The sequence below is a fragment of the Actinokineospora spheciospongiae genome (genome assembly GCF_003182415.1).
GTDB classification, from domain to species: domain Bacteria; phylum Actinomycetota; class Actinomycetes; order Mycobacteriales; family Pseudonocardiaceae; genus Actinokineospora; species Actinokineospora spheciospongiae.
In genome coordinates, this window is record NZ_QHCP01000006.1 from 1 (window position 1) to 13620 (window position 13620).

The window sequence follows — 13620 nt, forward strand, 5'->3', positions numbered from 1 at the left end:
ACCACCTGCCACTGCTCATCGGTCAACTCATGCCTGCGCACCACGGCACAAGATCAAAGCAGATCAACCCGACCGGCTTTGAGGACAGGCCCTAGCGGATCTGGCCCCGGCCCGCCTTGCCCTTGATCGCGCCGTAGGCCAGCACGCCGACCGTGGCCACGGCGGCGACGACCAGCAGCGTGCCGATCGCCTTGAAGATGAAGCCGATGAGGCTGAAGGCGATCCAGATGACGATGATCGCACCGATGATCTTGAGAACCATTGCGTGTCCCTCCCCGAACCGACGCTCGTCCATTGCAACGGTCAGCGGGTGCCGAACGTTCCCAACCAGGGCTCCAACCTGCGCAGGCCCTCCACGACGTCCTCGGTGGCGCCCGCGAAGGAGAAGCGGATCGACCGGCCCCCGTCGACCGGGTCGAAGTCGATCCCGGGCACCACCGCGACCCCGGTGTCGGCCAGCAGCCGCTTGCAGAAGCCCATCGAGTCGGTGGTCAGGTGCGAGATATCGGCGTAGGCGTAGAACGCGCCGTCGGCTGGGGCGACCCCGGTGATGCCCAGCCGCGCCAGGCCGTCGAGCAGCAGGCCGCGGTTGGTGGCGTAGCGGGCCACGTGCGCGTCCAGCTCGGCGTAGGTCTCCTCGGCGAACGCGGCGACGGCGGCGTGCTGCGACAGCGCTGGCGGGCAGATGGTGAAGTTCGCCGTCAGGCAGGCCACCGCGTGCCGCAGCCGGGGCGGCACCAGCAGCCAGCCCAACCGCCAGCCGGTCATGCCGAAGTACTTGGAGAACGAGTTGACCACGATGGACTCGCGGGCGGACGCCCACGCCGTCGCGGTCTCGGCGCCGTAGGAGATGCCGTGGTAGATCTCGTCGCTGACGAGCTGGACGCCGTGCTCGGCGCACCAGCCCGCGATGCCCGCCAGGTCGGCGGCGGCGAGCACGGTCCCGGTCGGATTCGCCGGGCTGGCGACGATCAACCCGTCCAGCGGCCCCGCCTCGGCCAGCACCTCCACCGTCGGTTGCAGGCACGGCAGCTCCACGACCTCGCAGCCCAGGGCGGAGAGGATGTTGCGGTAGGCCGGGTAGCCGGGGCGGGTCAGCGCGACCCGGTCGCCCGCGTCGAACGCGGACAGGAACGCCAGCAGGAACCCGCCGCTGGACCCGGTCGTCACCACCACGTCGTCCGGCTCGACGACCAGGCCGTACCAGCGGTCGTAGTGCCCCGCGATCGCCGCCCGCAGTTCCGGGATGCCCAGTTGCTCGGTGTACCCGAGGCCAGAGGCGCCCACCGCGGCCCGCGCCGCCTCCAGCACGGCCCGCGACGCCCCGGTCGACGGCTGACCCGCGGCGAAGGACACCACGTCGCCGTGGGTGCGCTGCCGCGCGTTCGCCGCCGAGAGCACGTCCATGACGTAGAACGGCGGGACGTTGGCACGCGCGGCGACCTTCAGGGGGTGCATGTCCGCACCCTATGCGTCAGTACCCGACGTACCCGCCGCCGCCGTGGGTGGCCTTGATGCCGGGGACGTTCGCCAGCGAGCCGTAGCGCTGGATCGCGTAGTTGACGCCCGCGCAGATGTTGTCCACCGGGTTCCAGATGTCGTTGTGGCCGGGCAGCTTGTAGGACTCGAAGGTGGGGTCGATGGTCTGCATCAGCCCCTTGGACGGGGTGCCCTTGGCGGCGTTGGAGTCCCAGTTGTTGATCGCATTGGGGTTGCCGCCGGACTCGTGCTGGATGATCTCCCAGATGGTCTGCGCGTCGGCGTCGGAGACGTCGATCCCCCGGGCGCGCAGCTCGGCGATCGCCTGCCTGATCCACTCCTGGACGTCGCCCGGCGGCTTGGTCGCCGGGGGCGGACCGCTGGGGCCGGAGCCGCCACCGCCACCACCACCGCTCCCGCCGCCGCTGTCCGAACCGCCGCTGCTGCCGCTCTGGGGGTTCGCGGCGGGCTGGGCGTTGGACGGAGCCGCTGAGGACGGGGTCGTGCCGTCCTCGACCTCGACCGGGGTGGGGGTCCACTCGATGGTGCGGCCCGGGCCCGGTGTGAAGGCCTGACCGCCCGGTTCCGGGATGGTGGAGAACCTGGGGTCGACCGCGTCGAGCCTGCCCCCGAGGGCGGTCGCGGCGGCGTTGAGGGCCTGGTCGGCCTGGTCCAACTGCTCGCCGACCCGGCCGCTGTAGGCGCCCGCCAGGCCGTCGACGTACTGGCGCCGCTCCTCCGGGGTGGCGTCCGGGTGCGCGTCGATCCAGCTCGTGGCGTTGTCGTACAGCTCGCCGAACATGCCCTCCAGCGCCTCCCTGGCGCCCTGGACGCCGGTCGCGGCGGCACCGAGGTCGCCCGCGGCGGCGGTGAGGGCGTCGTTGAGCGACCTGCCCGCGGTGCCGAAGGTGCCCATGTAACCGACGAACGCGTCGGCCGAGGCGCCCTGCCAGGCGCCGTCGAGCTGCTTCACCGACCCGTCGAGCTTGCCCACCGAGTCGGCGGCGGCCGCACCGGCGGCGCTGAACCGCCTGCCCAGGTCGGCGATCACCTCGGGCTGGGCCGAGTAGAGCCCGTCCGCGCCCGCGGCCAGCCGGGCGGCGACCCCGCCCAGGCCCGCGGCCGAATCCCTCGCGGTCACCGGTTCCCCCTAGGCCGTCGTCAGCGACTGGGTGGCGGCCCGCTCGGTGCCCGCCACCGAGGTGCCGATGGAGTCCAGGGCGCGGTCCACGCCGCCGAGCAGCGCGCCCGCCCGGTCCAGCTCGGTGCCCGCGGCGGTGGCCAGCGCCCGCACCGCGTCGGCCAGCGCCGCCGAGGCGGGCAGCCGCCCGAACGCGCCCGCGTCGACGTCGAGCGGCAGGCCGTCGCCCGCAGCCGCGATGGGCCCGGCCTGACCGGCCACGGCGGCCCGGCACTGTTCGATCGCCTGCAGGTTGTAGTCCACGCCGGTCACGGTCCGACCCCCTCCGAGCAGTTCGGTGCTGGGACCTCAGACGGGGACCGCGGCGGGTCGGTTCCCCACCGGTTCAGACCTCTTCGAGCAACTCCCACACGCACCCGGCGAGGCGGGCGTTGTCCGCCGGGGTGATGGTGCTCCACATGCGACCGTCGTTGCTCGGCCTGGTCAGGTAGACGTACCGGCCCGCCTCGGTGTCGTGGAAGGACACCACCCGGTCGGCCCGCCTGCGCCGCTGGTCGCGGCCCACCCGCTCCACCCCGAGCTGCCCGCGCACCCGCATCCCGGCGACCATGCTCACCAGCTCCTGGGCGTCGGACAGCAGGACGCCGCCCTGGTACAGCGTGGTGACCATGCCCTGCGGGTTGCCCCCGGCCGCCCGGTCCGCGTCGAGCAGCAGCTCGGTCGGCAGGCTCACCGACCGCCCCGGCCCGGCCGGGACCTCACCGGCGATCGACACCGCCGCCTCGGCGACCGCCGTCGCCCGCGTCGGGATCAACCACACCTCCTCCCGGTCCACCGCGGCGAGCAGCGCCTGCTCGCCCGAGGTCACCGCGAGGGCCTTGATCTGCCGGTCCGTCCACACCCAACTGTCCACCGACAGCCTGGGGTGGGCGAGCAGGCTCAGCCGGTCGGCCAGCTCCGGCACCACCCGCCCGCGCTCGACCAACCCCCGCCGCTCCAGCGAGGCGAACGCGCCCTCGACCAACCCGGCCCGCTCGGTGTGGGTCGTCCCCGGGCTCGGCACGTCGACCGCCACGTGCCTGCGCGGCAACCGCTCGGCCTCCCACGCGACGTCGAACTCCAGCGCCGAGAGCACTGTGGTGGTCGTGGCACCGGTGGACAAGCTCAGTCGTCCTGGCCCAGCACCGGCGACACCACGAGCCGCTCGTCACCGAAGACGTCCTCGGAGTCGATCCCGTACTTGCGCACGTGCTCGTCGTCGTCCTCCCCGGGCGCCCCGGCCCCGGCCGCCGCGGGCGACATCAGCGAGGAACCGCGCCCACCGCGCGTCCCCCCCAGCCGCTCGGCGTTGCGCGCCGCCCTGGCCTCCTCCTCCGGAGCCCCGGCGATCGCCGACCTGTTGTTGCGCGCCTCGGACCCGTCCACACCCGCGGCACCGGCGACGCCCTTGGCGCCGCCCCCGCGGACCAGCCGGTCCTTCTCCAGCGCGGACCCGACCCCGGCACCGGCCCCACCGGCACCGGCGATGCCCGCGGCCGTGGCCACCCCGTCGACGAACCCCGGGCCGAACCCGGGGCGGAGCCCGCCCAGGCCACCACCACCGGGCGCCAACCCGCCCGGGGAACCACCGGTCGGCCCGATGCCCGCGATCCGCCCGTTGCCGACGGGGTTGCCGTTCCCGGGCGGGGAGTTGACACCACCGGGGTTGTTGAAGTTGCCGGGGTTGTTGAGGTTGTTGCCCCCGGCCCCACCGGAACCGCTGCCACCGGGGCCGCCGCCACCGTTGACGCCGGAGAACACCCCCGCCTGGTTCCCGGCCGCGAGGCCCACGCTGCCCGGCGAACCGGGGGCCCCCGCGGCACCGGAGGGGGTGAAGGAACCGGGGTTGCCGGTGAAGCTCTGCGCGGACGTGCCCCCGAGGTGCTGCGCGGGCTGCGCCACCAGGTCCAACCCGGGCGGCACGGGCAGCGCCTGCGCACCCCCGATGGCCGACTGGCTGCCCCGGCTGTAGTCGTTCATCGCCGCCGCCGCCGCGTCGTGCGCGGCCCGGGTCTCCTCGACCCTGCGCGCGTTGTCGGTGGTGTAGCCGAACGTGCCCGCGAGGTCGTCGAGGAACCCCGTCTGGGTGGGCCCGCGCAACTCCCCGCCCTGGGGCGCGGCGTGCCTGGTGGAGTCGAAGACCGCACCCTGCTCACCCACGTTCGCACCGGTCGCCCCCGCCCGGGTCCCGGCGTCCTCGGCGTACACGCTCGCCGCCTTGGTCGCCTCCTGCCCCCGCTGCGAGGCGTCGCCCTCCCACTCCACGCCGATCTTGGCCAACTCCTGGCGCAGCGTGCGATCGGTCTGGTCCAGGCCGTCGGCGATCCGCTTGAGCGCCCCGACGGCCCGGTCGAGGCTGTCCGAGCCGGGGCCGCCGCGCAACGCGTCGAGCTGGGCGGCGAGGGCCTGGTAGCTGTAGCCCTGGAACCGCAGGTCGCCGAGTCCGTAGTCGTTCGCCATGTCAGCCCCTCACCTCGAAGCCCGCAGGGTCGCGAGGGCGAGCCCCGCGGCCTCTTGACTCATCTGGCACAACTGCTCCTGGGTGAACACGCGCAGGCTGATCGGGTCCGTGCTGACCATCAGCTGTTGACCTGGAGCAACATCAATCGATGTGGTGCAATTGTCAGGGTTTGGTCCCTCGCCCGGGATGAAGAACTGCGCGGCACCGTAATCACCGACGATGACCAACTTGGCCTCGACATTGCGCTTCCCGGTCAGCCACGGCCCGATGCCCTCGGTCGTCACGGCGGTGAGCCGGTAGTGGTAGATCGACGACTGCTCGGTGACGTCCAGGACACACTCTTTGGAGCCGGAGAACACTTCACTCTTGTTGACGGTTGATCGGGTGCGATTCACCTTCAACTGCTTGAGCTGGTCGTTGGCCATGAGCGTGCACGGATCGATCGAGTCGATCTTGAGTTCGGCAGGCCGCGCCGGGATGTCCACCGTCGGGGGCGGTTGGGTGGTCGCCGAAACCGAGGGGGGTCCGCTCGGCGTGGTCTCCCGGGCAGTGGGGGTGCCGTTCTCACTGGTGGTGCACGCGACCGCGCCGAGCGCCAGGGCGGCGATCGACGCGGACAGGCGCAGTCGACTAGACAACGTGGGAGCCCCCGAGCGCGGAGGTGATCTGCTCCTCGTTGTAGCCGTAGTCCTTCGCTGTGGCCTTGAGCTGGCTGACCAGGTTGGTCAGGCCCTCGATGTACTCGCGCACCCGGACGGAGTAGGAGTCGTCATTCCGGAGCAGGATGTCGTTCCATGCCTCGGCCATCCGTCGGGACACCTCGTCATCACCGGGCGGCACGACCTGGAGGTCGTTGCGGGCGCTGTCGAACGTGTCCGTCAGCTCGTCCACCTGGCTTTGGATGATCTTGGCGGCGGCGAGGACGTTGTCGTGGTTGACGACGAAGTGGCCGCCGCTGGACGGGGCCGTGCCGTGGGTGAGGTTGTCGAGCAGGTTGGCGGCGCCGCCGAGCAGACCGCTGACCACACCGCCCAGTGCCCCGAGTGGGTTGGCATCCATGTCACGCACCCCCGGTACTCATCGTGACCGTGTCATCTCCGGTTGCAGGCTACCAACGTGCTGGTAGGGCCTACCTGAACTTTGACGGAGAAAACCCGGCCGCGGTTCCCGCTACCCGGGGAGGGTGATCTCGCCGTCGGCGGCGCGGAGGGCGATGTCGGTGCGGTGGTGGGAGCCGGGGAGGTGGACGGCGTCGACGCGGTGGTAGGCATCGGCTCGGGCGGTGCGGAGGTCGGGGCCGGTGCCGACGACGGCGAGGACGCGGCCGCCGGCGGAGACCAGGGCGCCGTCGTCGCGGCGGCGGGTGCCCGCGTGCAGGACGCCCTCGCCCTCGGCGCCGGTGATGACGTCGCCGGTGCGGGGGCGGCCGGGGTAGCCGTCGGCGGCGATGACGACCGTGACGGCGGAGCCGGGTTCCCACTCCAGCGGCGGGTGGGCGGCGAGGGTGCCGGTGGCGGCGGCGTGCAGGAGGGTGGACAGGGGGCTGCGCAGCATGGCCAGCACGGCCTGCGTCTCCGGGTCGCCGAAGCGGCAGTTGAACTCGATCACCTCGGGCCCCTTCGAGGTCATCGCCAGGCCCGCGTACAGCAGCCCGGAGAACGGGGTGCCGCGCCGCGCCATCTCGTTGACGACCGGGCGCACGATGCGCTCGACCACGTCGTCGGCCAGCCCGTCGGGCGCCCAGGGCAGCGGGGTGTAGGCGCCCATGCCGCCGGTGTTGGGCCCGGCGTCGCCGTCGCCGACGCGCTTGAAGTCCTGGGCGGGCAGCAGCGGCACCACGGCCCCGGCCGGGTCGACCACGCAGAACAGGGAGACCTCGGGGCCGTCGAGGAACGACTCGAGGAGCACCGGGTGCCCGCCGTCGAGCAGCGTCATCGCGTGGGCGCGGGCGGCCCGCAGGTCCTTGGTGACCACGACGCCCTTGCCCGCGGCGAGCCCGTCGTCCTTGACCACCCAGGTGGGCCCGAACCGCGCCAGGGCGGCGTCGAGGCGGGCGGGGTTGTCGACGACCTCGCTGTGCGCGGTCGGCACCCCCGCGGCGGTCATGACGTCCTTCGCGAACGCCTTCGACCCCTCGATCCGCGCCGCCTCGGAACCCGGCCCGAAGCAGGCGACGCCCGCCGCGCGCACCGCGTCGGCCGCCCCGGCCACCAGCGGCCCCTCCGGCCCGATGACGACGAGGTCGGCCTTCCACCGCACGGCCAGCTCGACCACGGCGGCGGGGTCCACGGCGTCGACCCCGTGGGTCTCCGCCAGCGCGGCCGTCCCGGCGTTGCCGGGCGCGCACGCCAGCGCGACCACCTCGGGGTCCTTCGACAAGGCGAGGACCAGGGCATGCTCGCGGGCGCCAGACCCGATCACCAGGACACGCACGAGGAGCGAGCGTAGAGGCTGTGCGCCGAACGGCGGTAATCGAGTGCCCGGTTCGCGCTCCACCCGCCTCCGGTCGCCGTCAGCCCGGATCGGCGGCGGCCGTGTTCCCGGGGAGGACGCACCTCGGCCGCGTCCCGGGACGGGGACGCGGCCGACGGTGATCCTGGACGGAGGGGCAGGCGCGACGGATCAGCCCGCGGGGCGGTTCAGGACCCCGGCCAGCAGCGAGTGCACCGCCGCGTGGTCGGCCGGGTCGGTGAGCTTGCACTGGCCGCCGCGGAGGCGGTACCACTCGTCGGCGCCCGCGTAGCGGACCTTGGCGGTGACCACGCCGTCGGTGGTGCTCACCGTGCGCAGTTCGAGGTCGCCGGTGACGACGCCCGCTTCCTCGGTCATCAGGCCGGGGCCCGCGCTCAGCGGGGAGGTGTACTCGTTCAGCATGTGCCCAGCATGTCCGACGGCGCCGCCTTCCCCGCGGGTTCGGAACTCCGCGGCGGACCGAACGGGTGCGGGGGCCCGCGACGCGGGCCCCCGCACCTCGGTCAGCAGCGGTCGAGCATGGTCAGCAGCGCCGACTTCTCCCCCGAGGTGACCTTCAGGCCGTACTTGTACTTCACCGTCGTCCACGCCTTGGCGTAGGTGCACCAGTACGAGGTCAGCGACGGCTTCCAGCTCTCCGGGCCCTGGTCGCCCTTGGACTGGTTGACGTTGTCGGTGACCGCGAGCAACTGCGGCGCGCTCAGGTCGTTGGCCAACTGCTGGCGCTTGGCGGTGGTCCACGACGCCGCGCCCGAGCGCCACGCGTTGGCCAGCGGGACCATGTGGTCGATGTCGACGTCCGACGCCAGCGTCCAGGTCGCGCCGTCGTAGGGGCTGTACCAGCGGCCGGAGGTCGCCGCGCAGGACGAGTCGGTGACCACGCTCGTGCCGTCGCGCTTGAGCACCGTCTCGCGGGTGTCGCACGCCCCGGAGATGGTGATCCAGTGCGGGAACTTGTCCCGCGAGTACCCGGTCATCGAGCCCGCCGCCGCGACGGTGAGGGCGCTGAGCTGCGAGCGCGCGGTGGCCTCGCTCGGGATGCCCGGCGGCGTCGCGGCGGCGGTGCCCGCGAAGCCGACGAGGAGGCCGGTGGACAACAGCAGGGCGCCGAACAGCGCCCGGAGCTTCGACATTCTTCCTCCGGTGGCAGGGGTGGAGGGTCGACAGGGACGGGACTGACCCTGTCGGGGTCAGGTGGAGTGCGTCATACCTCTGAGTGACACTCCAACGACCGAATGTAGAAGCTCCGGATCACTGTCGGGTCCAACTGGCAATTGGTCACACCGGGCAGGCGGGCCGGTTCGCGGGCTCCGGGTCCGGCCAGAACCCGAACCGGGGCCGCGACGGGCTGAGCAGCCCGGCCGTGCAGCCCCGGCTCCGGATGGTCGCGTCGGAGTACGAGGTGCCGGTGCTGAGCCCGCTGATGTCGCGTAGCTGCATGACCGGCTCGTCGAAGTAGACCGTCGGGCGGTCCTTCGGCTGCACGCAGGACGACGGCACGAACGACCACACGCCGTAGGTGCTGCCGCCCGCCCGGGGAGCGCTGACCAGGGCGACCGAACCGTCCTGCGTCACGTACCGGTACGACACCTTGCTCAGGTCCAGGTCGACCCGCTGGGCGGGGTCCACCACGTCGTCGGCGCCGTCGCGCCGGGTGTAGTTCAGCGACGGGGTGCACTGCTCGCCCGCGGTGAGCGTCACCCGGGTGCCGAAGGTGATCCGCCGCCACCCGGTCGTGCCGCCCTCGGTCACCTTCCGCAGCGAGTGGAACGGCGCGTTGATCGCCCCCACCCAGTCCCGCCAGCGGTCCGCGTCGGTGCCGCACCGCTCCGGCACCCCGGCCAGCCCGCCGGACTGCGACGCCCTGGTCAGGTTCGAGCGCAGCACCCAGCCGACCGGGGTCGCCATGGCGTGCGCGGTCGTCACCCGGATGCGCACCCAGTCGCCGCAGTGGGCGGTCACCTCCGCCCTGTCGCCCTTGACCGCGTTGGCCAGCACCAGCCGCCCCGGGTACTCCCGCACCGTCGACCGGTCGGTGGAGATGGTGTCGGCGGTGGCGGCCGCACCCTCGGGTGCCACCGCCACCCCGATCGCGGCGGCGGCCACCAGGCCGAGCGCCCACGTCATCCGCTTCACTGCGCCTCCTTCGCTGCAACTTGGGGAGGCCAGTACCCCGCAAATTCCCCACCGGCGACAGCAGTGGTGCGCGAATGGTCAACGACAGTGCACTCGCGGAGCGTCAGACGATGCCGCCGTTGGCGCGCACGACCTGCCCGTTGATCCAGTGGCCCTCGGGCGAGCTGAGGAAGGCGACGACCGCGGCGATGTCCTCGGGAGTGCCCAGCCGCTCCAGCGGTGCCTGCCGCGCGAGCCCGGCGACGGTCTCCTCGTCCTTGCCGTCGAGGAACAGCTCGGTCGCCGTCGGGCCCGGTGCCACGGCGTTCACCGTCACGTCCCGGCCGCGCAGCTCCCGGGCCAGGATCAGCGTCAGCGCCTCCACGGCCGCCTTGCTCGCGGCGTAGGCCCCGTAGGTGGGGAACCGCAACCCGAGCACGGAGGTGGAGAAGGTCACCAGCGACCCGCCCGGCCGGGTGCGGCGGGCAGCCTGCTTGGCGACCACGAAGGTGCCCCGGACGTTGGTGCGGTGCAGGTCGTCGAACGCGTCGAGGTCGAGGTCGGCGATCGGGGAGAGCACCATCCGCCCGGCCGCGTGGACGACCACGTCCACACCCCCGAACGCGCGCTCGGCGGTGTCGAAGACCTCGGCGACCGCGTCGGCGTCGGCGACGTCGGCCTGGACGGCGAGCGCCCGGCCGCCCGCCCCGGTGATGTCGTCGACGGTGGCCTCGGCGGCGGCCCGGTTCCCGGCGAAGGCGAGGACGACGGGCAGGCCCCTGCCCGCGAGTTCGAGGGCGACCGCGCGCCCGATGCCCCGGGAACCGCCGGTCACGATCGCGACCCTGTCTGTGGTGGTGGTGTTCACGGGGTCCACGATGCGCGCTCCCGGCCCGGTCTGGCAGGGGCTGCCCGTGGTGGGGACGGCAACCCCTGGGTCCGGGCCGCGCCCGCGGGCAGACTGGTCCTCGTGAACAGCCCGAAGTACGCCGAACTGGGTGCGTTCCTGCGGTCGCGGCGCGACCGGATTCGCCCGGCCGACGTGGGCCTGCCCCACGGTCCGCGGCGGCGCGTCCCCGGCCTGCGCCGCGACGAGGTCGCGCAACTGACCGGCGCGTCGGTGGAGTACTACACCGAGCTGGAGCGGGGTGCGGGCGCCCAGCCCTCCGAGCAGATGCTGGCCGCGCTCAGCCGCGCCCTGCGCCTCTCCGGTGACGAGCGCGACCACCTCCACCACCTGGCGAACCGCCCGGTCCCCGTCCAGGGCGGCGCCGCCTCGCACGTCCACCCGGGGATGCTCAGCCTGCTGGACCGGCTCGACGGCACCCCCGCGCAGGTCATCACCGACCTGCACGTCACCCTCGTGCAGAACCCGCTCGCGGTCGCGCTGACCGGCGACCAGTCGGGCCTGCGCGGCATGGGCGCCAGCCTCGTCTACCGGTGGTTCACCGACCCGGCCGCCCGCGACCTGTACCCGCGCGAGGACCACGACGCCCAGGGCCGCGTCCTGGCCGCCGACCTCCGGGCGGCCGCGGCCCGCCGCGACACCGCCGATCCCGAGGCAGCCGCCATGGTCGAGGCGCTGCTGGCCGAGTCCGCGGAGTTCGCCGGGGTGTGGGCCGAGCACGACGTCGCCTTCCGGCGCAACGACCGCAAGCGGCTCGTCCACCCCGTGCTCGGGCTCCTGGAGGTCGACTGCCTCAACCTGTTCAGCGAGGACGGCCGCCAGCGGCTGCTGTGGTTCACCCCCACCGCGGGCACCGACACCGTCGGCAAGCTGGAACTGCTGGGCGTGCTCGGCACCCAGGACCTCACCGCCGACCGGGCGTGAGTGGGCTCAGAGGAGGCCGCGAGCCACGCGCAGGTCCTCGGTGTGCCGGTACCAGGTCCACTTGGCCGCGTCCGTGGGCACGCCGTCGCGCTCGAAGCGGGTGCGCAGGCAGCCGATCTGGAACGCCCGGCCGTGGTGGGTGCTCACCTTCTTGGCGAACAGGCCGCCCCGGGTGACCCTGGCGACCAGGCCGGGGCCGCCGTCCGGGTCGGGGGCGACCTCGATCCGCTTCGCCCGCCCGCGCAGCGCCGTCTCGTCGTCGCAGTAGGCCACGCCCTGCGGCTGGTCGACGACCCCGCCGCCGACCAGGACCCCGCCCGCGTCGTCGCGGATCAGCGGGAACGGGTCGACCTCCCCCGAGACGGCGGCCGCGGCCAGTCGCTCCCGGTCACGTGGCAGACCCCACAGCGGCACCACCCGCGACCCGTCCGGGTCGACCGGCAGGTAGCCGACGGCGACCGCGCCGAGCCGGTCGGTCCGCATCAGCCGCAGCACGACGGCGGCCAGGTCGGCGTCGGTGCCGTGCACCACGAGCCGGTCCCCGGAGAACGACTTCAGCACCGGGTCGAGCGCCCCCCGGCCGGGCCGTTCGGGCAGTTCGACCAGGTCAAGCCCGTGACGCACGGTGAGCGCGTCCGGGCGCGCGGTGGTCGTCGCGTTTCCGCAGGCCAGCACGAGTGCGCTCACGGTTGTCTCCTGGTCTAGTCTCAGTTACCGGCATTCGCACCGAGGCAGCGCGGGAACGGGTGTCACAGTCTCTCCAACTGCCAACACCTGGAGTTTCACATGCCGGCTATCGTGCTGATCGGCGCCCAGTGGGGCGACGAGGGCAAAGGCAAGGCGACCGACCTGCTCGGCGAGCGGGTCCAGTGGGTCGTGCGGTACCAGGGCGGGAACAACGCCGGGCACACCGTGGTGCTGCCGGACGGTCAGGACTTCGCGCTGCACCTGATCCCCTCCGGCATCCTCACCCCCGGGGTGACCAACGTGATCGGCAACGGCGTCGTCGTCGACCCCTCGGTGCTGCTCACCGAGCTGGCGGGCCTGGAAGCCCGCGACGTCGACACCTCCCGCCTGCTGATCTCGGCGGACGCGCACCTGATCATGCCCTACCACGTGGCGATCGATAAGGTCACCGAGCGCTACCTCGGCAAGGCCAAGATCGGCACCACCGGGCGCGGCATCGGCCCGGCCTACCAGGACAAGGTGGCCCGCGTCGGCGTCCGGGTGCAGGACGTGCTGGACGAGAAGATCCTCCGGCAGAAGGTCGAAGCCGCCCTCGACATCAAGAACCAGATGCTGGTCAAGGTCTACAACCGCAAGGCCCTGGAGCCCGAGCGCGTGGTGGACGAGGTGCTGGCCGCCGCGGAGGGCTTCGCGCACCGCATCGCCGACACCCGCCTGCTGCTCAACCAGGCGCTGGAGCGCGGCGAGGTCGTGCTGCTGGAGGGGTCGCAGGGCACCCTGCTCGACGTCGACCACGGCACCTACCCGTTCGTGACCTCGTCCAACCCGACCTCCGGCGGCGCCAGCGCGGGCTCGGGCATCGGCCCCACCCGGATCACCACGGTCATCGGCATCCTCAAGGCCTACACCACCCGCGTCGGCTCCGGCCCGTTCCCCACCGAGCTGGACGACGACATGGGCGAGCGCCTGCGCAAGGTCGGCGGTGAAATCGGCGTCACCACCAAGCGCCTGCGCCGCACCGGCTGGTTCGACGCGGTCATCGCCCGCTACGCCAGCCGGGTCAACGGCATCACCGACTACTTCCTCACCAAGCTGGACGTGCTCTCCGGCCTGGAGAAGGTGCCGGTCTGCGTCGCCTACGAGGTCGACGGCACCCGGGTCGACGACATGCCGATGACCCAGACCGACGTGCACCACGCGGTACCGGTGTACGAGGAACTGCCCGGCTGGTTCGAGGACATCAGCGCCTGCCGCACCTGGGAGGAACTGCCCGCGAACGCCCGCGCGTACGTGGAGCGGATCGAGGAGCTGTCCGGCGCCCGCGTCTCCGCGATCGGCGTCGGCCCCGGCCGCGACCAAACCATCGTCCGCCACGAGATGGTCTAGCCAGCCCCA

At 73.0% G+C, this 13620-nt stretch carries 16 protein-coding genes; 2 read left to right on the forward strand and 14 right to left on the reverse strand.

Annotation, left to right across the window (positions count from 1 at the left end):
- Positions 1-91: 91 nt before the first annotated feature.
- The 13 genes from DFQ13_RS33895 to DFQ13_RS17410 form a co-directional block, all read right to left on the reverse strand.
- Entirely contained in the window at positions 92-262 is a 171-nt protein-coding gene (locus DFQ13_RS33895) for a hypothetical protein (RefSeq protein WP_035288528.1), read from the reverse strand.
- A 41-nt stretch (positions 263-303) separates the two neighbouring features.
- On the reverse strand, positions 304-1458 hold the full coding sequence (locus tag DFQ13_RS17355; protein ID WP_181400030.1) for a pyridoxal phosphate-dependent aminotransferase: 1155 nt from the start codon (positions 1456-1458) through the stop codon (positions 304-306).
- A gap of 16 nt (positions 1459-1474) precedes the next feature.
- On the reverse strand, positions 1475-2620 hold the full coding sequence (locus tag DFQ13_RS17360) for a WXG100 family type VII secretion target (RefSeq protein ID WP_110080578.1): 1146 nt from the start codon (positions 2618-2620) through the stop codon (positions 1475-1477).
- A gap of 9 nt (positions 2621-2629) precedes the next feature.
- A complete protein-coding gene (locus tag DFQ13_RS17365) occupies positions 2630-2932 on the reverse strand; it encodes a hypothetical protein (protein ID WP_110080579.1) in 303 nt (100 codons plus the stop codon).
- A 73-nt stretch (positions 2933-3005) separates the two neighbouring features.
- Complete coding sequence (locus DFQ13_RS17370; protein ID WP_110080580.1) at positions 3006-3782, reverse strand: ESX secretion-associated protein EspG; 777 nt, start codon at positions 3780-3782, stop codon at positions 3006-3008.
- A 2-nt stretch (positions 3783-3784) separates the two neighbouring features.
- A complete protein-coding gene (locus DFQ13_RS17375) occupies positions 3785-5119 on the reverse strand; it encodes a PPE domain-containing protein (RefSeq protein ID WP_035288517.1) in 1335 nt (444 codons plus the stop codon).
- Between the two features lie 9 nt (positions 5120-5128).
- Positions 5129-5758, reverse strand: coding sequence for a DUF3558 domain-containing protein (locus tag DFQ13_RS17380; RefSeq protein WP_110080581.1), 630 nt, complete (start codon positions 5756-5758; stop codon positions 5129-5131).
- Complete coding sequence (locus DFQ13_RS17385) at positions 5751-6179, reverse strand: PE domain-containing protein (protein WP_110080582.1); 429 nt, start codon at positions 6177-6179, stop codon at positions 5751-5753. Before DFQ13_RS17385 ends, DFQ13_RS17380 begins: the two co-directional genes overlap by 8 nt.
- Before the next feature lie 111 nt (positions 6180-6290).
- Positions 6291-7553 (reverse strand): phosphoribosylamine--glycine ligase, encoded by a 1263-nt coding sequence (purD, locus tag DFQ13_RS17390; protein WP_110080583.1) that lies wholly within the window; start codon positions 7551-7553, stop codon positions 6291-6293.
- A 189-nt stretch (positions 7554-7742) separates the two neighbouring features.
- Positions 7743-7994, reverse strand: coding sequence for a hypothetical protein (locus DFQ13_RS17395; RefSeq protein ID WP_052021897.1), 252 nt, complete (start codon positions 7992-7994; stop codon positions 7743-7745).
- Between the two features lie 101 nt (positions 7995-8095).
- Entirely contained in the window at positions 8096-8725 is a 630-nt protein-coding gene (locus DFQ13_RS17400) for an HNH endonuclease family protein (protein WP_084176343.1), read from the reverse strand.
- Positions 8726-8870: 145 nt separating this feature from the next.
- Positions 8871-9728: a hypothetical protein gene (locus DFQ13_RS17405; protein ID WP_110080584.1), complete on the reverse strand. Its 858-nt coding sequence runs from the start codon at positions 9726-9728 to the stop codon at positions 8871-8873.
- A gap of 103 nt (positions 9729-9831) precedes the next feature.
- Positions 9832-10575 carry an SDR family oxidoreductase gene (locus DFQ13_RS17410; protein WP_219994502.1) on the reverse strand — a complete coding sequence of 248 codons (744 nt, stop codon included), beginning with the start codon at positions 10573-10575 and terminating at the stop codon, positions 9832-9834.
- 102 nt (positions 10576-10677) lie between these two features.
- On the opposite strand from DFQ13_RS17410, the gene DFQ13_RS17415 reads away from it, so the two are divergent.
- Positions 10678-11538, forward strand: a complete 861-nt coding sequence (locus tag DFQ13_RS17415; RefSeq protein ID WP_110080585.1) for a helix-turn-helix transcriptional regulator — start codon at positions 10678-10680, stop codon at positions 11536-11538.
- Between the two features lie 6 nt (positions 11539-11544).
- Here the strand turns inward: DFQ13_RS17415 and DFQ13_RS17420 are convergent, their stop codons facing one another.
- The gene (locus DFQ13_RS17420; RefSeq protein ID WP_110080586.1) at positions 11545-12225 is read right to left on the reverse strand and encodes a hypothetical protein; all 681 of its coding nucleotides are present in this window, start codon (positions 12223-12225) and stop codon (positions 11545-11547) included.
- A 99-nt stretch (positions 12226-12324) separates the two neighbouring features.
- On the opposite strand from DFQ13_RS17420, the gene DFQ13_RS17425 reads away from it, so the two are divergent.
- On the forward strand, positions 12325-13611 hold the full coding sequence (locus DFQ13_RS17425; protein WP_035288511.1) for an adenylosuccinate synthase: 1287 nt from the start codon (positions 12325-12327) through the stop codon (positions 13609-13611).
- The last annotated feature ends 9 nt before the right edge of the window (positions 13612-13620 follow it).